General features: G+C 35.3%; 21 protein-coding genes and 2 pseudogenes. 17 read left to right on the top strand and 6 right to left on the bottom strand.

What is annotated here, in order from left to right:
• The first annotated feature begins 110 nt into the window (after window positions 1–110).
• On the top strand, window positions 111–1,673 hold the full coding sequence (locus ACQKNC_RS11570) for a glycoside hydrolase family 10 protein (RefSeq protein WP_427424990.1): 1,563 nt from the start codon (window positions 111–113) through the stop codon (window positions 1,671–1,673).
• Between the two features lie 722 nt (window positions 1,674–2,395).
• Complete coding sequence (locus tag ACQKNC_RS11565; protein ID WP_427424989.1) at window positions 2,396–2,653, top strand: hypothetical protein; 258 nt, start codon at window positions 2,396–2,398, stop codon at window positions 2,651–2,653.
• Between the two features lie 337 nt (window positions 2,654–2,990).
• On the opposite strand, the pseudogene ACQKNC_RS11560 reads toward ACQKNC_RS11565, so the two are convergent.
• The 3 genes and pseudogenes from ACQKNC_RS11560 to ACQKNC_RS11550 all read right to left on the bottom strand — a co-directional run.
• Window positions 2,991–3,272, bottom strand: a pseudogene (locus ACQKNC_RS11560) (DnaA N-terminal domain-containing protein); the annotation flags it as partial.
• A 69-nt stretch (window positions 3,273–3,341) separates the two neighbouring features.
• Window positions 3,342–3,539 carry a hypothetical protein gene (locus tag ACQKNC_RS11555; protein ID WP_427424988.1) on the bottom strand — a complete coding sequence of 66 codons (198 nt, stop codon included), beginning with the start codon at window positions 3,537–3,539 and terminating at the stop codon, window positions 3,342–3,344.
• A 410-nt stretch (window positions 3,540–3,949) separates the two neighbouring features.
• On the bottom strand, window positions 3,950–4,426 hold the full coding sequence (locus ACQKNC_RS11550) for a GNAT family N-acetyltransferase (protein ID WP_427424987.1): 477 nt from the start codon (window positions 4,424–4,426) through the stop codon (window positions 3,950–3,952).
• A 158-nt stretch (window positions 4,427–4,584) separates the two neighbouring features.
• Between ACQKNC_RS11550 and ACQKNC_RS11545 the strand changes: the two genes are divergently transcribed.
• The 7 genes from ACQKNC_RS11545 to ACQKNC_RS11515 all read left to right on the top strand — a co-directional run bounded on the left by ACQKNC_RS11545 (window position 4,585) and on the right by ACQKNC_RS11515 (window position 11,576).
• Window positions 4,585–5,025: a GNAT family N-acetyltransferase gene (locus ACQKNC_RS11545; RefSeq protein WP_427424986.1), complete on the top strand. Its 441-nt coding sequence runs from the start codon at window positions 4,585–4,587 to the stop codon at window positions 5,023–5,025.
• A gap of 784 nt (window positions 5,026–5,809) precedes the next feature.
• Window positions 5,810–6,358, top strand: a complete 549-nt coding sequence (locus ACQKNC_RS11540; RefSeq protein WP_427424985.1) for a hypothetical protein — start codon at window positions 5,810–5,812, stop codon at window positions 6,356–6,358.
• A gap of 415 nt (window positions 6,359–6,773) precedes the next feature.
• Window positions 6,774–7,835, top strand: coding sequence for a suppressor of fused domain protein (locus ACQKNC_RS11535; protein ID WP_427424984.1), 1,062 nt, complete (start codon window positions 6,774–6,776; stop codon window positions 7,833–7,835).
• A 978-nt stretch (window positions 7,836–8,813) separates the two neighbouring features.
• Window positions 8,814–9,254 (top strand): GNAT family N-acetyltransferase, encoded by a 441-nt coding sequence (locus tag ACQKNC_RS11530; protein WP_427424983.1) that lies wholly within the window; start codon window positions 8,814–8,816, stop codon window positions 9,252–9,254.
• A 10-nt stretch (window positions 9,255–9,264) separates the two neighbouring features.
• The gene (locus tag ACQKNC_RS11525) at window positions 9,265–9,744 is read left to right on the top strand and encodes a nucleoside 2-deoxyribosyltransferase (RefSeq protein WP_427424982.1); all 480 of its coding nucleotides are present in this window, start codon (window positions 9,265–9,267) and stop codon (window positions 9,742–9,744) included.
• A gap of 12 nt (window positions 9,745–9,756) precedes the next feature.
• Window positions 9,757–10,074, top strand: coding sequence for a YbjQ family protein (locus tag ACQKNC_RS11520; RefSeq protein WP_427424981.1), 318 nt, complete (start codon window positions 9,757–9,759; stop codon window positions 10,072–10,074).
• Window positions 10,075–10,598: 524 nt separating this feature from the next.
• Window positions 10,599–11,576 carry a helix-turn-helix transcriptional regulator gene (locus ACQKNC_RS11515; RefSeq protein ID WP_427424980.1) on the top strand — a complete coding sequence of 326 codons (978 nt, stop codon included), beginning with the start codon at window positions 10,599–10,601 and terminating at the stop codon, window positions 11,574–11,576.
• 146 nt (window positions 11,577–11,722) lie between these two features.
• On the opposite strand, the gene ACQKNC_RS11510 is transcribed toward ACQKNC_RS11515, so the two are convergent.
• A complete protein-coding gene (locus tag ACQKNC_RS11510; RefSeq protein WP_427424979.1) occupies window positions 11,723–11,941 on the bottom strand; it encodes a tautomerase family protein in 219 nt (72 codons plus the stop codon).
• A 399-nt stretch (window positions 11,942–12,340) separates the two neighbouring features.
• On the opposite strand from ACQKNC_RS11510, the gene ACQKNC_RS11505 reads away from it, so the two are divergent.
• The 8 genes and pseudogenes from ACQKNC_RS11505 (at window position 12,341) to ACQKNC_RS11470 (ending at window position 19,994) form a co-directional block, all read left to right on the top strand.
• Window positions 12,341–14,029, top strand: coding sequence for an AAA family ATPase (locus ACQKNC_RS11505; RefSeq protein ID WP_427424978.1), 1,689 nt, complete (start codon window positions 12,341–12,343; stop codon window positions 14,027–14,029).
• 511 nt (window positions 14,030–14,540) lie between these two features.
• The gene (locus tag ACQKNC_RS11500) at window positions 14,541–15,068 is read left to right on the top strand and encodes a TetR/AcrR family transcriptional regulator (RefSeq protein ID WP_427424977.1); all 528 of its coding nucleotides are present in this window, start codon (window positions 14,541–14,543) and stop codon (window positions 15,066–15,068) included.
• 254 nt (window positions 15,069–15,322) lie between these two features.
• Window positions 15,323–15,745, top strand: coding sequence for a DUF3995 domain-containing protein (locus ACQKNC_RS11495; protein ID WP_427424976.1), 423 nt, complete (start codon window positions 15,323–15,325; stop codon window positions 15,743–15,745).
• Between the two features lie 30 nt (window positions 15,746–15,775).
• Window positions 15,776–16,387, top strand: coding sequence for a histidine phosphatase family protein (locus ACQKNC_RS11490; RefSeq protein WP_427424975.1), 612 nt, complete (start codon window positions 15,776–15,778; stop codon window positions 16,385–16,387).
• Between the two features lie 89 nt (window positions 16,388–16,476).
• Window positions 16,477–16,685 (top strand): annotated as a pseudogene (locus ACQKNC_RS11485) (IS1595 family transposase); the annotation flags it as partial.
• 58 nt (window positions 16,686–16,743) lie between these two features.
• On the top strand, window positions 16,744–17,202 hold the full coding sequence (locus ACQKNC_RS11480) for a hypothetical protein (protein WP_427424974.1): 459 nt from the start codon (window positions 16,744–16,746) through the stop codon (window positions 17,200–17,202).
• Between the two features lie 206 nt (window positions 17,203–17,408).
• The gene (locus tag ACQKNC_RS11475) at window positions 17,409–18,245 is read left to right on the top strand and encodes a D-alanyl-D-alanine carboxypeptidase family protein (protein WP_427424973.1); all 837 of its coding nucleotides are present in this window, start codon (window positions 17,409–17,411) and stop codon (window positions 18,243–18,245) included.
• A gap of 483 nt (window positions 18,246–18,728) precedes the next feature.
• On the top strand, window positions 18,729–19,994 hold the full coding sequence (locus tag ACQKNC_RS11470) for a polysaccharide deacetylase family protein (RefSeq protein ID WP_427424972.1): 1,266 nt from the start codon (window positions 18,729–18,731) through the stop codon (window positions 19,992–19,994).
• Window positions 19,995–20,058: 64 nt separating this feature from the next.
• On the opposite strand, the gene gltS is transcribed toward ACQKNC_RS11470, so the two are convergent.
• A complete protein-coding gene (gene gltS, locus ACQKNC_RS11465; RefSeq protein ID WP_427424971.1) occupies window positions 20,059–21,243 on the bottom strand; it encodes a sodium/glutamate symporter in 1,185 nt (394 codons plus the stop codon).
• Window positions 21,240–22,205: a formimidoylglutamase gene (gene hutG, locus ACQKNC_RS11460; RefSeq protein ID WP_427424970.1), complete on the bottom strand. Its 966-nt coding sequence runs from the start codon at window positions 22,203–22,205 to the stop codon at window positions 21,240–21,242. The genes gltS and hutG overlap by 4 nt, the downstream gene beginning before the upstream one ends.
• Between the last annotated feature and the right edge of the window lie 27 nt (window positions 22,206–22,232).

Below are 22,232 nucleotides of genomic sequence, written 5' to 3'. Positions count from 1 at the left end.
ATTAAATCAGTTCCTACTTTTATAGAATAGGCGCTGATATGGTATTTACTTAGGTTATAGTAACAGCTAGGTTTTAATAGCTGAGAATTAAAAGGAGAGATTCATTATTTATGTTTAAAAATTTTTTTGGAAAGTGCTTAGTAACTTTTTTTGTTTTACTTTTACTTATCCCTGTTTTTACAAATCAAAAGGCTACAGCTAATTCACTACCTCAAAATGAAATGCGTGCAGCCTGGATTGCAACAGTATCTAATATTGATATGAAGGCAGGTATGAGTAAAACCCAATATACTCAATGGGTTCAAAGTACCTTAGACAAATTAAAAGCTGATAACTTTAATACAGTTATTTTTCAAGTTAAGCCATTAAATGATGCACTGTACCCGTCTAAGCTTGCTCCATGGTCATCGTATATAACAGGCAAGACACAAGGGACCAATCCGGGTTTTGATCCATTGCAAATAATGCTGGACGAAGCACATAAGCGAGGATTAGAACTTCATGCTTGGGTAAACCCATATAGGGTCACTATGCCTTCGCAATCTTTGTCTAATCTTGCTGCCGATAATGTAGCCCGTAAACATTCTAATTGGGTAGTGAAATACGGTAAACAATACTATTTAGATCCTGGTTTGCCGGAAGTTCAAAATTACTTATTATCAACCATAGAAGAATTAGTAAGCAACTATGATATCGACGCTGTACATATGGATGATTACTTCTATCCTTATAAAATAAAAGGAGAGACTTTTCAAGATCAACAAACTTTTAAAAAGTATGGTGGCTCATTCAAGAACATTGAAGACTGGCGCAGAAATAATGTTAATCAATTAGTAAAAAAGGTTTATGCAAGCATTAAGGCAATTAAACCTCATGTTCAATATGGAATATCTCCGTTTGGAATTTGGCGAAACAAAGGGCAAGATTCTACTGGTAGTAACACGAATGGAATGAGTAACTACGATGATCTTTATGCTGATACAAGACAGTGGATTAAAGATGGAAGTATCGATTATATTGCTCCTCAAATCTATTGGTCCAGAAATTATAAAGCAGCAAATTACTCTGTTTTATTAGATTGGTGGGGAAGAGAAGTTCAAACGTACGCAAAAGTCCATCCTGTTAATTTATATATTGGCATGGCCAATCATAAAGTTGGAAATGATTCTGATACTGCATGGAATAATAAGACGGAACTTATCAGCCAAATAATCGCCAACAGAGCAAATAAAAATGCTCAAGGACAGATGCATTTTTCTCTAAGAAGTATTAACAATAACGCTCTTGGATATGCTTCTTATCTAAATCAGCAACTATACAATTATAAAGCTTTAACACCTACAATTTATTGGAAAGGCTCTGCAATACCTTTATGTCCAACTGATGTTAAATTGAGTAAAGAGTCTTTCGGCATGAAGCTTACTATTACAGATGAAAATAGTACTCAACCAAGGAAATATGTAATATACCGATTTGATGGAACAAAAGAAGGATCATATGAAGACGTTAAAAATATAGTAGACGTGGTTTATAACACACAAGGTAATACTATTTATGTAGACACTATTGCAAATAATAGTAAAGTATACACATATGGTATAAAGTCTATATCTGCTACAGGTGTGGAAAGTAAAACTGCTTTTGTTCTAAAAGACGGAAATCCTTACCAGTAGCAATAGAGCCAACACCTGAAGGGCCAGAGCAACCAGAAAAACATGTAGATCCAAAGCCTATTGGTAGAAAATAATCGATCTTTTTTTATAAAAACCAATCTTAAATTTGAGGGATAAGAATCCATTTTGATCAATCTTTTTTCAAAATGGATTCTTTTTATTTATCGTAAAATGCTGGCTTGTGAAGAATTTTTGATCAAACTTTATTTTAAAGCAACAAAAAGGTAGTCTAATGGAAAAATATTTGGATAAAGAACTAAACAGTGTTTTTCATTCGCTTTTTTAACAGCTACTGTGAAATTTAACGCCGTATTTCTAGTGAAGTCGTGGGGAATGATATCCTCTTCCATTGCATCTTTAACGCATGCCCAAATGATGGGTATTCACCTTTTATAACTACACGCGCTTCTTTTACTAACGGGGCAGGATATTTTGAGGATCATTGAAGTAACTATTCTGGGCTTTCTTCTAAAAAGGTGATATTAATTTTTTGTTGGAAGCTTAAAAGGCATTTTGATTTTAATTATTAAAACAAAAAAAACCTTTAAAATTTTACGTCAATAATCGACATGTTGATTGTACTCATTGTGAAATTTTGTAACTTAATAGTGCATACACACATGTTGTTACTATCTTGAGAATATAATAGACAAAATGCCACATGCAATTTAGCTTTTAATTGATTTATTAAGGAATTAGGATGATGCGAAGGAGTGTGAAATTTGTCGATTTTAAATCCTCAATACGCGTTTTTAGAGGCTGATTTACATAATCCTAATTTAACTCAAGCAGAACTGAAGTTTGAAAATATTTCTGAAGAGGTACGAAAAAATAATGAACTCCTTGGAAATACAAAAATAGCATTGAAACTAATACCACCTAACGTATATATAAAATTAAACTGGATGATAGGATGCCTCTTATTGATTCCAATAGATATTTATTGTATTGCGGCTTTGGTGGTAGCTAAATTCTTATAATAAAAAGTTAAAACCACCATCCGTCATAACAATACCACTCGCTCTATCTTTATAAACCAAAATTTTTCCTTTGGTTTTACCTCCATTTTATATCTCTCACCATTATTAATTATGTAATGATTTCAGGATAACGTACACAACGTCTTCCATCTTTTGTCCATTTGAGTAGGAGAAAGGAGCTTATTAGCTCCTCACGTTTTAGGATTCTTATTCTCTGTGATTGGCCACTCAAATATTAAAACAATCTCCTTAGCATCTTTTCATATGAGTTAAAATCTTCTATAGATAGTAGCTTCACTTTCAACTCTTACCTTTTTGCTTGGCTAGCTTGTTTCGTCGGTAAATTGAAATCGTAGGAGTCCTGGTCTTTTTGAACAACAAAGTTAATAAGTAGGTCTTCACCTGTAAGCTCCGTAAATATACCTTTAATCAAATGCACATAATGATTCTCAAGCCAGTCTCGAGCAAACGAATTTGGCGAAGTAATCGTCACAGTTGAGTCACTATCATTGTAGGACAGTAATTTTGTAGACTTAAGCCACGTTTCGAAGCTTGCTTTAGAAATTATTTGTTCAACTCGAATCAGGACATTATTCCATAGTTCTTCTAAATGTTCCAAGCTGCCAATCTCCTGTACTGAGTTCTTTAAGATCTTATCTGGCATAGGTCCATTTACTTCAAGTTTTTGCTATGCAGGTTCGGCTTTTTCATGCATTGCTTGTCTGTGATTAACCATCTTTAGCTTCCCAATTTCTGCGGCTAAGAAATTGATATTCTGATCTACTCTATCAAGACGCTGTTCAATTTTATCTAGGCGTTGGTTCATCTTTTGTTGTTCTTGCTTCATTTCTTGTAGCAATTCGATAATTAAGTTTTCGTTTGTCATGTTGCTTACTCCTATTTTGAACTTAAAAATGTTATAGGTTTTTTATTTAAGGGACAAAACTAGTCAGAACTTTAAAAAGCACTAGAAATCATCTTTAGACGTTGATTTCTAGCACTTTTCACGAGAACTTGCCAAATAGAGGGGTGATTAAATAAATATATTATGTAAACTAAGTGGAGGAACTCAAATATTTGATATGGAGTGGAATAATTCAATTAGAACATCCAAAATAGTATATAATCCTTACACATTTCATTGACATTTTCTTCTTTAAATAGTGGATTGTCAAAACAGTCTATCAGTAATGGCGATCATATGTGTAGGTTCAAATTCCTTGTATCCTGATGCCCACAAGTAAGGGACCAACAGAAAAAATCACCCATGTCATGACGAGTGATTTTTAAAATCTATTAGATGGTTAGGTTCATAACAATTTGCTCGCCAATACGTCCCATTCTTCTTTCCCCGTTATCGACAAAGCCAACTTTTAAATACAAATTTTGAGCTGGAGTATTTTTATGATTAACGACTAAAACAACTTCATTACAATCTTTAAATTTTCTTTTCATAAATTCAGACAGTGCCAGCATCCCTTTTTTGGCGTACCCATTTCCTTGTTGTTTATGGTCAATAGATAATGCAGTAAGTAGCATAGCTTTTGGATTATTAGAGTACTCTTTTACTCGTTCTGTTGCGTGCAGAACAAAAAATCCTACGGGTACATGGTCACTCAGAATAACAATCGGATATTGTCCAACCATTTCTATGGAAATCTCTTTTGGAAGGGCAGTAAACTGACTTTGTTCTTCCGGAAGCTCAAAATCATTCAATCTATCCACATACTCTTCAGAGAAATGTACTAATTCAATGGTGTTCGTTTTTTGCATGAAATTTCCTCCTTTTTTATAATTTTAATATAGGAACAAACGTTCGTCAATAGACTTAGTTTAAAAATGATATGTATTCAACTTCAATTTGATAGTGAACTTTCTTAACCAACACGTATATATTTAAAGAAATGACAAACAAATTGGGGGAATGAAAAATGGTTTTACTTAAATATAAGGTAGAGGAAAACGAGCTAACAATGTTAAAAGAAGTTTATCAATCGGTAGGATGGATGAAACATGACGAACGGATCATAAAAAAAGTTTTCAATGCAAGTACACACCAAGTTTTCGCAGTAAAAGATAAGCGAATTATAGGTTTTGCGAGAGCTCTTTCAGATGGTGTATTCAATGCAGCTATATATGATGTTGTAGTACATAAAGATTATCAAGGAAGAGGGATTGCTAGAACCCTTTTGGAGGACATCATTTACCAATTAGAAGCTGTTTCTTGTATTCAATTAATTGCAACAACAGGAAATGAACCTTTTTACGAAAAGATCGGCTTTAACAAATTGAAAACGGGTATGGCCATATACAAAAACCAAGAACTAGCCAAGGAGTATTTGGAAAGTAAAAATCCGCTAAGAGGAGAATGATTTGAGTGAGCCCTTTTTCATTACAAAACAAGCTGTAGCGTACGGCATCGCTACAGCTCAATTTTGACTTACTTAGGTTAGTCAGTAAAGGGATTATATCACATAATAGGGCAAACTAAAAATAACAACAGCTATCTTTGATGAGCATTTAAACACAAGGCAAACTATCAAAGAAATCATAAAAACTTGTTCTCTTTTAGTAGGTCAAAGTTAAGAAAAAAATGAAATTTCTCTTGTTAAAATAGGAACATTAGTTCTATTTATGTAAATCTTTAACAAATAATTCTAAACGAAATTCCATCATTATTCTCCTTTCGCTTCCTTATGTACAGTGTGAAATAAATATACAAATCACAAAAATCCGAACGCTAATTATGTAATGTAAGTGTTAAATAAAAAAATATTATTTATCCTTGAAGCTCCTATAAACACTAAGGAAGGACGAAATTAAAAGACTATACTGCAATTTCCTCTACATAAGAATACAAATAAAATCATATAAATGAAGGTAGCAGAAAAATAGATTCTACAATCAATTGATTTATCCTCATTCAGCAAATGTTTTTTGTAACGAAAGCGCAACGGCAGTTAACAGAAGGCTCCTACCTCTGAAGGTGGTGACATGAAGCGGATGTGGTTCCTGAAAAATTAAGAAAATCTTAAGTTTCTGCTAAGAAAAAATTCAATATTATTTTATATACTTATAAATAAAGGAAATTAATGAAACCATTTGAATATTTAATACGTATTGGTAGTAGGAGAGAATATTGAAGTAGGTGAGGAAATGGCATACACCATTTACATAGTATTAACAAAAACAGGTACATTATTATCAAAAGCTATAGGCATGTATACTGGAAAAGAGATGAATCATGCGTCCATTGCTTTTGATGAGGAGCTTTTTGAAATGTATAGCTTTGGACGTAGACAACTAAACAATCCTTTAAGTGGGGGTTTTTTGCAAGAAGATGCAGACAGAGGGCTATTTGAAACCGCTGATTGTGTAATTTATCGTTGTAAAATATCTCACTATCAATACTTAGAGATGATGAAAATCGTACGTTATATGTATTGGAATCGCGATCGCTATAAATATAATTTTATTGGGCTCTTTGGTGTTATGATGCAAAAGGAGGTTCGAAGAGAGCGTGCTTATTTTTGCTCACAATTTGTGGCGACACTTTTAAAGGTTGGTGGGCTGAAAGTTTGTCAAAACCCAGCATTAATGACACCTCATTGCATCACAAAATTGCCTTATTTAGAAAAAGTATTTGCTGGAAAGCTTGCAGACTATTTACAAAGTGTACGTTCACCAGCAATGTTATACGGTTAAGGAGAAACCTCGAATTATTCAGATATTTTTTACCCTCGCTATTATAACGCCTTGGCGCATTTAGATATCCACCGAGGCTCCATATTTTAGGTCGATGTAGATCTGTGTCACTAAATAATGTTGTTGGACGTGATGCTTAAGTCCTGATAATTTACTCGATGTCCATCACCGATTCATGAAAATAAATCTATTCTGTTATAAAATTAAAGGTAGTCAAGTTGGGTATTATTCTCTTTTGAGTATATTATATACTTTATAGTAGAAATCATAATTAAATTAAAAACATATATAACGAATAATCGGGCATTAGATGAAAACGGCATGTTGGTAGCCTTGAAGAGCGAAAGACCAAAGAAACGAGTCCGTAAATTAAGGTAAATGCTCGAAAATCGAAAAATACATAGGAGGCGTTATTATGAGCGAAGAAGTAAATGCATCTGGCTGGGATGCGATTGATCAGGAACTATTAAAAGTTTACGGTGATCAGGAGCCGAAGCATTATGGAACCGTTATTCCATATTTATTAGGAGGCGAAGATCCGCTTGAAGGAATCAGTGCTTATAAGAGTGAGACACCAGTTCCACACTGGCATTTTGTAACTTATGGATTTTCTGAGTTATATGAAAAAGAATCGGAAGACGCTGACTACAGCGGATATGGGTTTGAGTTAACATTTCGCCTTGCCCGAAATGAAGATGAGGAAGAGCCACCAGCGTGGGCGTTAAATTTGCTACAAAACATGGGAAGATATGTTTTTGACAGTGGCAATGTTTTTAGATCAGGTGATTATTTGGATGCAAACGGTCCAATCTGCCAAGGTGCTGACACGCTTTTAACGGCGCTTGCATTTACGTTAGATTCCGAGTTGTCTGCTATTGAGACACCAAATGGACAACTGGAGTTTATTCAAATGGTAGGTATTACAGGCGATGAGCTCGAGGCCATGCAAACTTGGAATACAATTGGAGTGCTAAATGCAGGTTTAGAGTATATCCCGAACTATGTGACTGATTTATCTCGTGCATCTCTTTTACAGATTTCATCTATTGCCGAAGCGGTAGAAAAAGGAATGGTGGAAGAAGGCTCTAATACCGGCTATTTATTTGTGGACCAACTAGCTTGGGAGCAGGGGAAAAAGGGATTGTTCAGCAAGCAGCCAAATAAGTTAACGCTAGGAGCAAAGCAAGCGGGAATAATCGGCAAACTATTACGCGGACGGATATTAAAAGGGAGAAGCTTGACTCTAGTTGGTCGAGAAATTCGAGTTGTATTTGAGCCAGGAGAAAAATGTGGTTACAGCATGGAGGAAACGGATGTGACCATAACTTTAAATGAAACGGCTGTTATGGAACTCAATCAATGCTTAATGCCGCAAGAAAAAGAATTTGAATTATCCTCTATACCGGGGCTTTCAATCCTAATTAAAAAAACATATATTAAAGATCAGCAAGGAAACATTGTAGAAACAATCGGATGATAGAAAATAGTCTCCCGCTAAAAACGAACAGCATATCCAAATGATGTGATTTTGGGTTCGTATAAAAGTGGGAGATTTTTTTTATTAATAGAAACGTGAAAAGTTGCTGAATGGAATGAGATAGGATTAATTATAGGGGGATACATATGGATTGAGCAGGGGTTAGTAAATCTAAAGATATTAACTTTGTACGTGCGGCCGTGCACCAGCTTGACGATTAGGCTTGAAAATGATTAAGCTCAATATTGATTAACATGGAGGTAAGTGAGGTTGAAAATCATAGTATCTACCTTGAAAGAAATAATTTGTCTGTATTTACTAACTCTTTCACTTCTTTATCTAATGTTGAGAATCACAATGTTTGTTCTAACTAAAGTATTTGATTTTGTCATCTTTTCAAGAACTTTGGAATCGAACTTATGGGATCTAGCATGGTCTACAGATATAATAATGGGCTTCATATGCTTTTTTGCTGCCACGTTTAAGAATAGGATACTTTCGTTTAGCATTTTTTTAGTGACAATGTTTTCTATATCAATTTGGTTATTCATGATGTTGGGTTCGAAAAGCTTAATTCCTATTTCAGACCAGACCCATCATTAAAAGGAAATTATGCTATTCATCAGTATTTATATCCTGAATATCACGACACAGTAGTATTAGCCGTTACGGTTTACAAAGAGTCATATCCCTTACTTTATAAAGCCACCAATTCAATAACTGAAAGTGTTTCTGAACATGATATAGAAACAATCACACTTTTTAACAAAGCAGATTATAAAATAACTGATGATGGAAAAACTTTGTCTTAGGGAAAAATGAAAATCTCTTTAGAATAAGAGGAAGAAGGTAAGTATAGAGGTAGCTAGAAGTTTTCTTCAACTTTGATTAAAACTTTTTCCAGAAAACTAATCATACTGCAATAACCTTATCGTTAAACCTTTTCTGCTATAATTAATGACAATATGGATAGGGGTGATGAAAATTCATATCGTTACAATTGAAGGCGTGCCGTATGATTGGTTGAAGCAATTACAGGAAATTCATGCACATGTATTTGATGGAGCAAATCTCCCACTAGAAAAACTTGAAAGTAAAGAAGGACTCATTTGTTTACTAGCAGTAGAAAATAAAGATATCATAGGCTTTAAACTAGGCTACACACATCCGGATGGTGTTTTTTATAGCTGGTTAGGTGGTGTTCATGAAAAGAAGCGTGGTCAAGGAATTGCCAGTCAATTAATGAAGCGGCAGCATGAATATCTACAGGCACATGGATTTAAAAAAGTTCGTACATATGGTAGAAATGAACGAAAAGCAATGCTCATCACAAATCTTAAACACGGATTCGATATTATCTCAACTTTTATAGATAAAAAAGATCGACATAAAATAGTGTTTGAAAAAATATTGGAATAGGAGTTTTATTATGAAGGCATACTTAGCAAATGGATTATTTTCTTTAGGAGATCGTTTAGTTAACGAGCAACTCGCTGCGGCGATTAGAGAGGCAGTACCCGGTATTGAATTATATGTGCCACAGGAGAATGATGCGATAAATGATAAAACGGCATATGCAGATAGTTTGGCAATTGCGCAAGCAGATTTAGAGATGCTACAAAATAGTGATGTATTAGTAGCCGTTTTAGATGGCGTTGAGATTGACTCAGGTGTGGCAGCAGAGATTGGTGCATTTGCGATGCTAAATCGACCAATCGTAGGCGTATTTACAGATGTTCGTCAACAAGGCCGAGACAATATGATGAAAATAGAGGCACTTGTACGGGACGGAATTGAAAATCAGTTTGTTTATCGCAATTTATTCGTTATTGGCTTGATTAAGCGCACTGGAGTGATTACAACTTCCATTGCTGAAGCTGTTAAAGCCGTTCAAAAATATAAAAAATAGGAGGAGTATTGTATGTTACTATCAACAACAGATATTGTAGCGGGAAAAGAAATTGTAGAAACTATAGGTTTAGTAAAAGGTAATTCGGTACAATCAAGAAATATTGGTCGCGATATGATGGCTGGTCTTCGCAATATTGTCGGAGGAGAGATGAAGGAGTATGCAGAAATGCTTGTTCGATCTCGAGAACTTGCTACGAAAGATATGGAGGAAGAAGCAAGACGACTAGGGGCAAGTGCAATTGTTGGGGTAAGGTTTTCTACTTCATCCGTTATGGATGGCACATCAGAAGTATTAGCATATGGAACAGCGGTAAGAGTAAAAGAATAATTCGCTGTTTAATCAACAAGATTTTTAATTGTGTTGAAAAATCAAATGGTCAATGAAATTTTGTGAATGCTTAAATGAGAGTAATTTCAGTTTCTGGCTACTCACTTTCGCATATATATAATGTTAAAATTTCTCTTTATCACAATTGATTCTATATGAAGTGGTTGATTGGAGTGGAGGCTGGACGCTCCCAGGAAGATTTGCTCTGCGCGAAAGCGAAGCGGCAGCGATAAAAGCGCCCAGCCGCAACGGAGATCAACCCCTAGCTTTGCCTAAGAGTCAGACTTCATTTTGTGAAACCTTAATTTCGTTGACATAATAATCAAGGACTTCAATCACCAAGGTTGAAGTCCTTTTTATCTACCAATGCGGAATTAACTGTAAAAATAAAGTGAATTATAACAAAAGTATAGTATGTAGTGTCAATTATACCAATAAAATAGAAATTTTGTAGTTAAAAGGACTAATAGTGTCCAACTCTTTTTGTATAATAGAGAAGTAACTTTGAAGAGAGAGTGGGATATATGGTAGATTCACAACAAAACAAAGGCTATCGCGTCATTTCGATGTTTGACAGACTGATGGATGGTCAAGGGATTAACAAAAAGCAAGAAGCATTTACACATAATGTTGGTGAAAAAACCATACAACGGGATTTGAATGAAATTCGAGCGTATCTCGAAAAAGCTAAATTGGATAGCCATTTAGAATATGTGCGAACAGAAAATGTGTACAGACTGACAAATAAAGGGGAAAGTATTTTATCGAAGGAGCAAGTTTTAGCGATTGTTAAAATTCTTATCGAATCAAGAGCACTGCTGAAATCGGAAATGAGCGATATTATAGATAAGCTTATTTCAATTGTTGCAGCCGATAAGCAAGAGTTTATTCACAATATTATTTTAAACGAAAAGCATTTGTACGTAGATTTAAATCATAAAAAGTCTCTATTGCATTTAATTTGGGATCTTTCAGAGGCGGTTCAAAAAAAGAAAATCATTAAAATTGATTATTTACGTGAAGGCGAAACAACTCCTACAGAAAAGATTTTAAAACCACTCGCCGTCATTTTCGCAGAATACTACTTTTATTTAATTGCTTATGATAATAAACACGAAAAGGATTTGCCCATTGTCTATAGAGTCGACCGAATACAACATTTTCTTGAGCTTGATAAAAAATTTCAAATACCATATGCCGAACGTTTTCAAGAAGGAGAATTTCGCAAACGTATTCAGTTTATGCACGCTGGCGAACTGATGCGTATGAAGTTTATCTTTAAAGGAACATCTCCGCAAGCTGTAATAGATCGCTTACCAACAGCAAAAATATTATCTAATAAAGATGGGCAATATTTATTTGAAGCAGAAGTTTTTGGACATGGTATAAAAATGTGGCTGCTGAGCCAAGGAGCAAACATTGAAGTGTTAGAGCCAATTGAGCTTAGAGAAGAGATTATTGATACGATTCAATCGATGCAGCAAAATTATCTTTATATTTAAAAATAAGGATGATTTCTCAAAGATTGTTGCCGTTAAAACAAAAAGGCAGATTTAATCTACAAAAGTGTAGAAAAATTCTGTCTTTTAGGTTTTTATTTTCTTGAATCAAAATTTAACTAAAGCCCCTATAGTTGGAGAAGAAATTTTCATTTAGTGTCCTGCTTACCAAAACCTTCCCCAAATTTTATCGAATGTAGCTGACCATCTGAAGCCCAATTTTCTCTTTCATATTCATCGAATATCACAGTTACCCATTCTTTTCTTACATTTAATGTATTAACTGCCTCATTTGTAACAGCTTCTACAAATTGTTGTTTTTGCTCAATAGTTCTACCTTTAGCCAACTTAACTGTAATAAAAGGCATTCTTCCCACTCCTATTTTTTCAATTTAACATTTCTTATCAATACTACTAACAAAACAAAATAGGTATTAACACAAACAACGCTTCTACCTTATCGGCCGTATCCCCAGAAAAATTCATGTTGAAAGCCCTCCCTTTTAATTAACTTTACCATAATAATACAATTGTTTTTGTTTAACTATCCTGCGCCGTTAGTTGAATAGCAACAATTTTTTCGAAAACAACCAAAAATAAAAACTATTCTAAAAAAGAAGGTAAAAATTCGCATTAAAGTTAGTCGAAGCGGATTTTTACCTTCTTTTTTTAATGTTAAACCCACTGAATTCTAAAAATTCACACATATGTATTCTTTTCCACGCTATAATTGAGCATATACTGAATGGGTAAAGGATGGCAATCAAATGACACATAATTATGAAGAAAAAGAGATATTGTATCCAGATGGTACATTAATGTATCGTGGCGGTGTGAAGAAAAATGACTTTGGTCATGACATTTATGATGGAAAGGGGACGCTATTTGACCAAGAAGGTGAGCTGTTATTTGAGGGAGAATTCGCCAAACATATGAAGCAAGGTAACGGCATCATGTATTTAAAAGGACAAATGATTTATCAGGGCGAATTTATTCAAAATAAAAAACAAGGTAATGGTATTTTATATAAGGATGGTCAGGCATATTACGAGGGACACTTTCGTAATGATTTAATGGAAGGTTACGGGATTTTGTATTATGAGGAAGATGTTATGGCCCCATTTGAAGAGCTTCGTGCACAGTATCCGCATTTAAATCAGCCACAATATGAGGGTGATTTTGTCCATGGCATGAAGAAAGGCAAGGGAAAACAATACTATCCAAGTGGTTTTTTACAATATGAAGGTGATTTTATATGGAATCATATGCAAGGTGCAGGAAAGCTTTACTATGCACCAGAATCGCCAAGTGCAGAGGAGCTAGCAAATGCTGTAACATCCCTTCAGTATGAGGGCTATTTTTTTGAGGATATGAAGCATGGAAAAGGTAAGAACTATTCCAGACAAGGTGCGCTTGAATCGGAGGGGCAATTTAAAGAGGATGCTATGACAGGGCATGGTACTCTTTATTATGCTAATGGACAGGCTTCCTATATCGGAGAACTTGTAAATGGAGAAATGCACGGTCGAGGAGATTATTTTAATGAAGAAGGGAAAATTATTTATAGCGGTGAATTTATTAACGGTGAACGTTTACGAATAACACCAGAAATAGAGCGAGAGATTGAAAAATTACAGAAGCAGCTTGATGGTCTTGTAGGACTCCCAAATGCCAAAAAGGAATTACATAATCTTATTAATTTCATTAAAATTCAAAGTTTGCGTGTCGACCATGGTTTAACAAGTTTCCCAATAACATATCATTTAGTGTTTTCTGGAAATCCAGGTACTGGAAAAACAACAGTGGCGCGTATCATAGGCCAAATATATAAACATCTTGGTGTACTTTCAAGTGGGCATTTTGTGGAAACAGATCGAGCAGGCTTAGTAGCAGGATATGTTGGCCAGACGGCATTAAAGGTCCAGGAAGCCGTGAATAAAGCAAAAGGCGGTGTGCTTTTTATTGATGAAGCATATTCACTCATCAATGACAAACAAGACGCATTTGGAAAAGAAGCGATTGATAGCCTTTTAAAGGCGATGGAAGATTTACGGGATGATTTAGTTATCATTGTTGCTGGTTATACAGAGCTTATGGATGAATTTCTGCTAGCAAATCCAGGTTTTAAATCCCGCTTCAATCATTTTGTACAGTTTGATAATTTTAGCACGGATGAGCTTTATGATATTTTTGCCATGCTATGTAAAAATAATGATTACCAGTACGGTGACGTATTTGCACACCATATGAAGGAGCAATTGCATCAAATTCCAGTCGAATCAATTCCAAACTTTTCAAACGGTCGTTATATCCGAAACTTATTTGAAAAGCTCGTGACCATTCAATCTAACCGTCTAATTCAACAGAAGGACATTACGAGAGAAGAATTAATGGAGTTTACAGAGAAAGATATTTTATTAGGCATTGCAGAAAGTCTATTTGATAATACATTTTAGATGGTATGAACAAAGGCCAAGGTAACTTAAAAACCTTGGCTTTTCCTGAGAATAAATAGGAAAGAGGAATAATAATGAAAAAACTTGTGTCGATAATTTTAGTATGTGCTTGTATTTTACCAAGGGTGATTACGATCAATGTTACGATTAACAACAACATTAAAGTTCATAAAAATAATCAGAATGAATAATTGACAAAAAATGAAAATAATTATAATCTAAGGATCATCACCAAAAGTTGGGATGACATTTTTAATAATATATGCCCTATATATAAGTTGATTGGAGTGGATGCTGGGCGACTCCTTGGGGATCAGCGTCACAGATGAGACCCTGGAGCGAGCAACGCGAGTGAAGCGGCTCATCGGACGCCCCCAGGAAGCTCTGCTCTGCGCGAAAGCGAAGCGTCAGCGGCAAAGCGCTCAGCCGGAACGGAAATCAACCACACGTTACGGTGATGAGCCTAATCCAACTTAAAACATACGCTACCGTATTTTACTGGAGAGATGACATGCAATTAACGAGAGAAGATTGGATAAAAGCAGGATTACAACAATTAGCTGATGAAGGAATACATAAAGTTCGCATCGAAGCACTTGCTCGATTGCTAAAAATAAGCAAAGGGAGCTTTTATCACTATTTTCGTGACCATCAAGAGCTGTTAGATTCTATGCTCGACTATTGGGAAATACATGCAACAAAGCTAATTGTTCAAAGTATGGAGCAACAGGATGCCTCATTAGAACAGCTATTACAGATTAGTTTTAATCGAGATAAAAAAATGGAGATTGGCATCTATACTTGGGCTAAATATGACCCGGTTGTGGCAGCCCGTTTAGTGGATATTGAAGAACAGAGAATATCTTGTGTTGCAAAATTGTATCAAAAAATCGGCATAGACGAGACTGAATCAATAGATCGAGCGAGACTTTCCTATTTAACGTATGTAGGATGGATGACAAGGTTCGAAGCAAATCCTAATTTTGATATTGATAGAATGCTTGAGCTTTTAATACACGATAACAGGTGTGTTGATTAACCATTTTGATCCATTGGAATTAATTCGAAGACGCTGATTTCCGCTACAATCAGTTAAAAATGGGCATACATTAGCATAATATCAACAAAAAATCCTTTTATCGGTCAATAAATAAATCTATATTTTTCTAATCCATAACCTGACTTGATAATAAACGTCCCTAATATGGTTATAAAACCTGAAGGGACAAAATTTTTACTTTAACATACGGTATAGTATGTTTTGGCTGGAGTTACGACATGGGGGGCGAATTAATGAAATTTCTTTTAATATTTGTAGCTGTAGGGCTTCTGTGGTTGATCAGTTTGTTGCATATCTATTGGGCTTTTGGAGGTAGTTGGGGTTCTGCTGTTGCTATTCCTGTAAAAGAGGGAGAGCAGAAACCGGCCTTTACTCCGAGAATATGGGGGACATTGTTAGTTGCCATTCTTATTCTACTGGCTAGTGTCATTATTGTTGTTCAAGGAGGTTATTTGCAAGGATTACAAGCAAATGGTTTATCTAAAATCGGAAGTATTGTCTGTGCTTTCATTTTCATTATTCGGGCAGTCGGTGATTTTAAGTATGTTGGATTTTTTAAAAAAATAAAACACTCTCAGTTTGCTAGGTACGATACTTGGCTTTACAGTCCATTATGTTTGTTTTTGGGATTTGTCTATATTATTCTGTTATTTTAATAGTAGGAATAACTAGGGAGGGAAGCAAAATTGAATCAAACGTTATACTTACTTCGTCATGGTGAAACAGAATTTAATACACAAGGACGATACCAAGGAGAGCTCGATTCACCCTTAACAGAAATGGGTGTACATCAAGTACAGCAAAATGCACAAATGTTGAAAAGTTTAATTGGAAATTCTAATGAATGGAAAATTTTTTCGAGTCCATTAGGAAGAGCCATGCAAAGCACGGAAATAATTTGTGAAACAATTGGATATGATTTGAAGAATGTTAAAAAAGACGATCGTTTAACCGAGGTTGCAGTGGGACAGTGGGCTGGGTTAACAACGAAAGAAATTGAAAGTTCTTGGCCAAACCTTTTTCATAACACAGACGTGTACAACTGGTATTTTAATGCGCCTAATGGAGAGGCTTATGACTCGGTAGTGAACAGACTAAGTGCTTGGCTAGAAGACATTCAACATATACCGAAAGTGATTGTTATCTCACATGGTCTAACAGGTCGTATTTTACGAGGAGTATATGCGGATTTAAAAAAGGAAGATGCACTGAAGCTAGAAGTATCCCAGGATGTATTTTTCAAATTAGAGAATAAAACCATAACGAGAATTTGTTCGGATTTCGATGATTTTTATTAATGGCTCTGTAAAGTAGAATGTTGATATTTTAAACCCATTCAGCTTCTTGCTATAATCTCTAAATGAACGAACGTTTGGAGCGTTTGAAGCTGAGTAAAACGTTTAGCAATTTAATAAGACATATAGACAAATTACCGCAAATAAGAAAAGAACAAGTCTATCAATGGGTAAAACGCTATCTTGAACCTTCGTCCTCCTGTTGGTAATCGCTTAATAAATGAAATAAGGGAAGCTCGTTTTAAAATAGGATGAATGTCCTCATAGTGCATCTAAACACGTTGTTAGGTTCGGTAAATACAAAGGTTGCAACGCTATCTATATCTGTTTAAAAGTACAGTTGAATAGGAGGTATTTCATTGAAAGTAGATACTTTAAACGTAAATTATATAATTGATGGAGAAATCTCCGTCATACCAACAAAAATCCTTTACGAACAAACAGATAAAGACGAATTTCAAAACATTCATTTCGAAGTTTCAATGAATAATCACCTCATCCAATCTAAGTTATCCGACTCTATTGAATATGCAATAAAGTTTTTACAGAAAGAACTTTCAAACAACATAGCTATTGCTTGTTGTCAATCTTGCCGACACGGTAATTTCAATCCATTCGGAGATTTAGAAAATGAGGTGTATTGCTTAAAAGAAATAACCCCTCAAAATCGGGATGAAGTCGTTAAAATCTTCTCTAAACATGATATATCTTTTCATACAAGAAGTCGGAAACTTCTTGATTTTTGTAAGGATTATAAACCTATATCTAATGACGAAAAATACACTTATAATGATTGGGGTTTAGAAGATTTATCTTAATAAAAATCTAAGCCAATATTCAAAATGGCATTATTAATATAAAATTCATGGAACCAATTAGATAAACCTAAATTTTTAATATAAAAGTCAACATTAAAATTTAATACAGCCTTATTAATAAAAATCAACCTTAAGAATTTCTTCATAAATTGCCTGCAGGAATATTCATAAATGCCTCCTATTATAATGAATGGGAGGCGTTTTTTATGAAAAAATTTGTCTTATTTTGTTTTATATGTGCGGCTGCATTCTTTTTTTATTATACAAATAGAACACCGGAACAAACGCAAATAGAGCTACCTTCGTTACATAGTAAAAATGCTTTGTTGCTGAATGAAAAAGGAGAAGTATTATACGAAAAAAATGCAGATGACATTATTTATCCTGCATCATTAACGAAAATTATGACAGCGATTGTTGCCATTGAAATGACTACTGATCTGCAGAAGAAAACAATCGTTAAACCACAAACGATTTCTAAATTTACTGCTCAAAATGCTTCCATGGCTGGCTTTAAGGCAGGAGATTTTGTAACGATAGAGGACTTATTATATGGCACACTGCTTGCTTCTGGGGCGGATGCTACAGGAACACTTGCCGATGCGATTGCAGATAGTGAAGAAGCATTTGTAACATTAATGAATAATAAAGCACATGAATTAGGGATGAACGATACCCATTTTGTGAATGCCAGTGGATTACATGATCCCGCGCATGTTTCCAGTGTACGTGATATTAGTAAGTTATTTCGTTACGCTATTGAAAATCCTACCTTTTATCAAATTATGACTTCAAAAAGCTATATTACTCATGTACCAAATGAATTAACGATCACAAGTTCGCTTCTAACGAAAATACCAGGTGGGGAAGGTACAATATTGGGAGGAAAAACGGGCTACACACCTGAAGCTGGTCTTTGCTTAGCCTCTATTATCGAAAAAGATGGTAAACGATATATTTTTGTGACGACTAATGCGAATGGGCAAGTTTGGACACCACCATTCCATATTGAGGATGCTCTTACAGCGTACGATGCGCTATAGGAGGAAAAAATATGAAAAAAATAATAACTTTTTAATCGTTTCAACCGTCTTATGAATAAGGTGCACTGCAAATGTACTCTAAAAAGGCGTCTTGGGAGCCTTTGATAAATGAAGGTCGGCAAAAAGCTAACACGGTATTCATGCTTGGGAATACAATCGATCATTTTGATTTAAGAGGGGAGGTGCTAAATGCTCATTAAATAATTGGATTTCATCAGCTATTGCCCACGCTATACAGGGAATTTTGGATGAAGAAAAGGTGAAAGATTTTTTTAAAAAGCACCTGTAAACAATTCAATAATATGCCGTTAATCCTAGCAACCATAAAACGTTAATAATGAAATTTTTATTCACAAAAACTAGTTGATTCCTACTATTTCCTGGTAGAATCTATTATTCTATAATTAGAGTCGAATCCTATACTTTTATAGAAAAAAACATATGAGAAAAGACATCCTGTGATGAAAAGGTCGGTGTAGAACAATGAAAAAACTTTTACCTTATGCTATTATTTTGACATTTTTAATCAGTTTTGTATTTGTAGGTAATACTTCTGCAAATGCTGAGGGTACACCCGTTATTCAATCAGTAGCTAATAACACAACAGTTTATGTAGAACCTTCCGTAGAAAGTGCGGTAATCGGTCAAATAGCGAAGGGTAGTTATGTAACAGCTACACCAGTAAGTGATGAATGGACTCGAATTAAAGTGCAACAGCTAGAGGGATATGTCGAAACGGCAGCATTAGTGAGCCTAACATCCGAAAAATATGTAGTAACGAAAAAAGATGGAACAACTTTATTTACATATCCTAGTCCAAGTGCACAAAAAACAGGGCAGCTGAATGAAAACACTCTTATTTTTGTTTATGGATCAGCGCCTGGTGGTTGGTCATTTGTTCAATATGGACATCAAACAGGTTATGTTGCAACGAATTCTTTAAAGAAACCTGTTGCGACAAAAAAACGAGTAAATGCTGCTAATGGCGCTGTGCTTCGTATAACTGCTAGCCCAAGTGGCGAGGTTCTTGGTACGCTTGCCAATAAAACAGAGGTTCAGCAATATACAACGCTAGCAGGCTGGTCCTATGTAGAAGCAGGTGAACAAAAAGGCTATGTTAAAGCTTCAGAGCTGGCCAATATCCAAATACTTGATAACAAAGTATACAATAAAGGTGTACCAGTAGCGAAAGGGCAAAAGAAGCGTGTGGCTTTAACATTTGATGATGGGCCAGATGCAAAAGTTACCCCACAAGTTTTAGCGACTTTAAAGAAATATGATGCAAAGGCTACATTTTTTATGGTTGGGAACAATGTCTCTCGAAATTCAGCGATCGTCAAGCAAATTTATGAGGCTGGCCATGAAATAGGCAATCATACATGGGACCATGCAAAGTTAACAGCCTTATCGACAGCAAATGTTAAACAAGAGGTTGATCGAACTAGCAATGCTATTTATGCAGCAATCGGTCAATATCCAACAGTTTTCCGCCCACCATATGGTGCAACGAATGATAAAGTTCGTTCTGTCATTACGATGCCTTCTATTCTATGGTCAATCGATACGCTAGATTGGAAGCATCGCAATGCTGATAAAATTTTAGCGTATGTGAAAGCGTCAGTGAAAGATGGCAGCATTATTTTAATGCATGATATTCATCAAACGACAGCAAATGGTTTAGAAAACGTAATTCTGTACTTGCAAAAGCAAGGCTACGAATTTGTAACTGTTAGTGAAATATTACAATAATCTATAAGCCAATAAAATAAGGCCGTGCAACTGTCTAATAAAGACAATTGCATGGCCTTATTTATTATTTGAATAGATTAATAGTCGTAATAATAATTGGAATACCAAATACGTCGATTAAAAACGCTCCTACAATTGGTACTACAAGAAAAGCTTTTTTAGATGGTCCGAAACGTTGCACAACTGCTGACATATTGGCCATCGCATTTGGAGTTGCCCCTAAACCGTGTCCGGCAAAACCGGCAACCATAACCGCAGCATCGTAATTTTTTCCAAGGATTTTAAACAATACAAAAATACTAAATACGACAATGAAGAATACTTGTGCGAAAACAATGATGAATAGTGGAAGTGCTAAATCAGCAATTTCCCATAATTTAATACTCATGAGTGCCATTGAAAGGAAGATACCTAATGTCACATCACCTATTAAAGAAATGCTTTTCATATTAACCGCTTCAGGTTTTACTTTATCCATAATATTACGTACTAATACAGCTACAAACATTGAACCAACATAGCCAGGTAGTACGAAGCCAGTAGCTTCTGAGAATAATGTTCCAACATATGTACCTACTGCCATACAGAACGTAATTAATAATACTTGTGTAAAGAATGAATCGGATGTAATTTGTTCATTTTTATTTTCAAAATCAATTTCTTCAGTTTCTTGTACATCTGGCGTTAAATTATATTTACCAACTAAGTACTTTACAATAGGACCACCGATTAAACCACCAGCAACTAAACCACATGTAGCCGCTGCTGCACCGATTGTCATGGCTGATGAAATACCTAAGTCTTCTAAAGTTTGTCCAAATGCTGCTGCTGCACCATGACCACCTTCCATAGAAACAGCACCAGCCATCATACCGATTAACGGTTGAATACCCATTAGCGATGCAAGGGATACACCGATAACATTTTGCATTAATGCTAGGAAACCGCAAGCCAGCCAATAAATAATTAATAATTTTCCACCAAGCTTTACAAGTTTAAAGCTTGCCCCTAAACCAATTGTTGTGAAGAAAGTAATCATAAACAAGCTTTGTAATGACGTATCAAGCGAAAATTCTACTACGCCAGTTGTCTTTAGAATAGTCGCCAATGCGGCGAAAAGTAAGCCACCAACAACAGGTGCTGGTATACAAAAACGCTTTAAAAAACCGATTTTATTGATGAGCCAGCCGCCCAATGCGAATAGCGCAACTGCTAGAAATACTGTTGTAATTTGATTAATTTCGATCATGTACCTTGTCTCCTAAGTAAGTGATTTAGTACTTCATAAACAAAATAAGCACCTAATTTAACTGTCCGTCCGTTCTCATCCAGTGATGGATTTACCTCACAAATATCAAAAGAATGTGTATTTGGGTGCGAAGTTACTTTTTGAAGTATCGTGCGTACAGTCTTTGGATCTAGTCCAAACGGTGATGGGGCACTAACACCCGGCGCACATGCAGCGTCTAGTACATCCATACATAGTGTTAAAAGAATATAATCATGATTATCCATAAATTGCTGAAGATCATGCATGATATGCGCTTCATTTTCTGGCGTCATATTATCTTCTAACACATACTTCACATGCAATTCATTGGCTTTATCGAATAGCTCTTTCGTATTACCAAAGCGTTGTATGCCAAGAACAAAGTAATCTGCATGTGGATCCTGCTCTAAAATCTGACGGAACATTGTGCCAGAAGATGGTTGCTCATCAAATGATCGTAAATCGAAATGAGCGTCGATATTGACTATTCCGATTTTCGCATCTTTAGGTAACGCTGCACGAACGCCCAAATAATGTCCGTATAGTGTTTCGTGTCCACCGCCAAGTACGACGCATTGTAATTTTTTATTTAGCAATGTTTTGACAATTTCGCCGAGTTCACGCTGTGCTTCTTCTAGCGCATGGTTAAGGCAAAGAACGTTGCCAACATCTAAAATCTGCTGTTCATCATTAAATGTCCAAGGTAAGCTAGATAATGCTTCACGCAGAGCATTAGGTCCACTCGCTGCCCCTACACGTCCCTGATTACGACGTACACCTTCATCACAAATAAAGCCAACAATTGCGGCTTGCTTATTATCTGAAGCGCTTACATCATTAATAGGAATTCTTTTCACTTTTTGATGTAAACGAAAACTACTCGTATTAGTAGTTGAATCTATACGGCCTTTCCATTGTTTCTGATCTGTCATTGTATACATATCTTTATCAACTCCATTTCCAATATT

It is taken from the genome of Lysinibacillus sp. NPDC094177, assembly GCF_050279145.1.
Taxonomy (GTDB): domain Bacteria; phylum Bacillota; class Bacilli; order Bacillales_A; family Planococcaceae; genus Lysinibacillus.
This window is presented reverse-complemented; position numbering and strand designations above follow the sequence as displayed.

Excerpts from the sequence above, each read along its gene's own strand:
- ACQKNC_RS11570 (WP_427424990.1), top strand. The coding sequence starts at position 111 with ATGTTTAAAAATTTTTTTGGAAAGTGCTTAGTAACTTTTTTTGTTTTA.
- ACQKNC_RS11555 (WP_427424988.1), bottom strand. The coding sequence starts at position 3,539 with ATGACAAACGAAAACTTAATTATCGAATTGCTACAAGAAATGAAGCAA.
- ACQKNC_RS11550 (WP_427424987.1), bottom strand. The coding sequence starts at position 4,426 with ATGCAAAAAACGAACACCATTGAATTAGTACATTTCTCTGAAGAGTAT.
- ACQKNC_RS11545 (WP_427424986.1), top strand. The coding sequence starts at position 4,585 with ATGGTTTTACTTAAATATAAGGTAGAGGAAAACGAGCTAACAATGTTA.
- ACQKNC_RS11540 (WP_427424985.1), top strand. The coding sequence starts at position 5,810 with ATGGCATACACCATTTACATAGTATTAACAAAAACAGGTACATTATTA.
- ACQKNC_RS11535 (WP_427424984.1), top strand. The coding sequence starts at position 6,774 with ATGAGCGAAGAAGTAAATGCATCTGGCTGGGATGCGATTGATCAGGAA.
- ACQKNC_RS11530 (WP_427424983.1), top strand. The coding sequence starts at position 8,814 with ATGAAAATTCATATCGTTACAATTGAAGGCGTGCCGTATGATTGGTTG.
- ACQKNC_RS11525 (WP_427424982.1), top strand. The coding sequence starts at position 9,265 with ATGAAGGCATACTTAGCAAATGGATTATTTTCTTTAGGAGATCGTTTA.
- ACQKNC_RS11520 (WP_427424981.1), top strand. The coding sequence starts at position 9,757 with ATGTTACTATCAACAACAGATATTGTAGCGGGAAAAGAAATTGTAGAA.
- ACQKNC_RS11515 (WP_427424980.1), top strand. The coding sequence starts at position 10,599 with ATGGTAGATTCACAACAAAACAAAGGCTATCGCGTCATTTCGATGTTT.
- ACQKNC_RS11510 (WP_427424979.1), bottom strand. The coding sequence starts at position 11,941 with ATGCCTTTTATTACAGTTAAGTTGGCTAAAGGTAGAACTATTGAGCAA.
- ACQKNC_RS11505 (WP_427424978.1), top strand. The coding sequence starts at position 12,341 with ATGACACATAATTATGAAGAAAAAGAGATATTGTATCCAGATGGTACA.
- ACQKNC_RS11500 (WP_427424977.1), top strand. The coding sequence starts at position 14,541 with ATGCAATTAACGAGAGAAGATTGGATAAAAGCAGGATTACAACAATTA.
- ACQKNC_RS11495 (WP_427424976.1), top strand. The coding sequence starts at position 15,323 with ATGAAATTTCTTTTAATATTTGTAGCTGTAGGGCTTCTGTGGTTGATC.
- ACQKNC_RS11475 (WP_427424973.1), top strand. The coding sequence starts at position 17,409 with ATGAAAAAATTTGTCTTATTTTGTTTTATATGTGCGGCTGCATTCTTT.
- ACQKNC_RS11470 (WP_427424972.1), top strand. The coding sequence starts at position 18,729 with ATGAAAAAACTTTTACCTTATGCTATTATTTTGACATTTTTAATCAGT.
- gltS (WP_427424971.1), bottom strand. The coding sequence starts at position 21,243 with ATGATCGAAATTAATCAAATTACAACAGTATTTCTAGCAGTTGCGCTA.
- hutG (WP_427424970.1), bottom strand. The coding sequence starts at position 22,205 with ATGTATACAATGACAGATCAGAAACAATGGAAAGGCCGTATAGATTCA.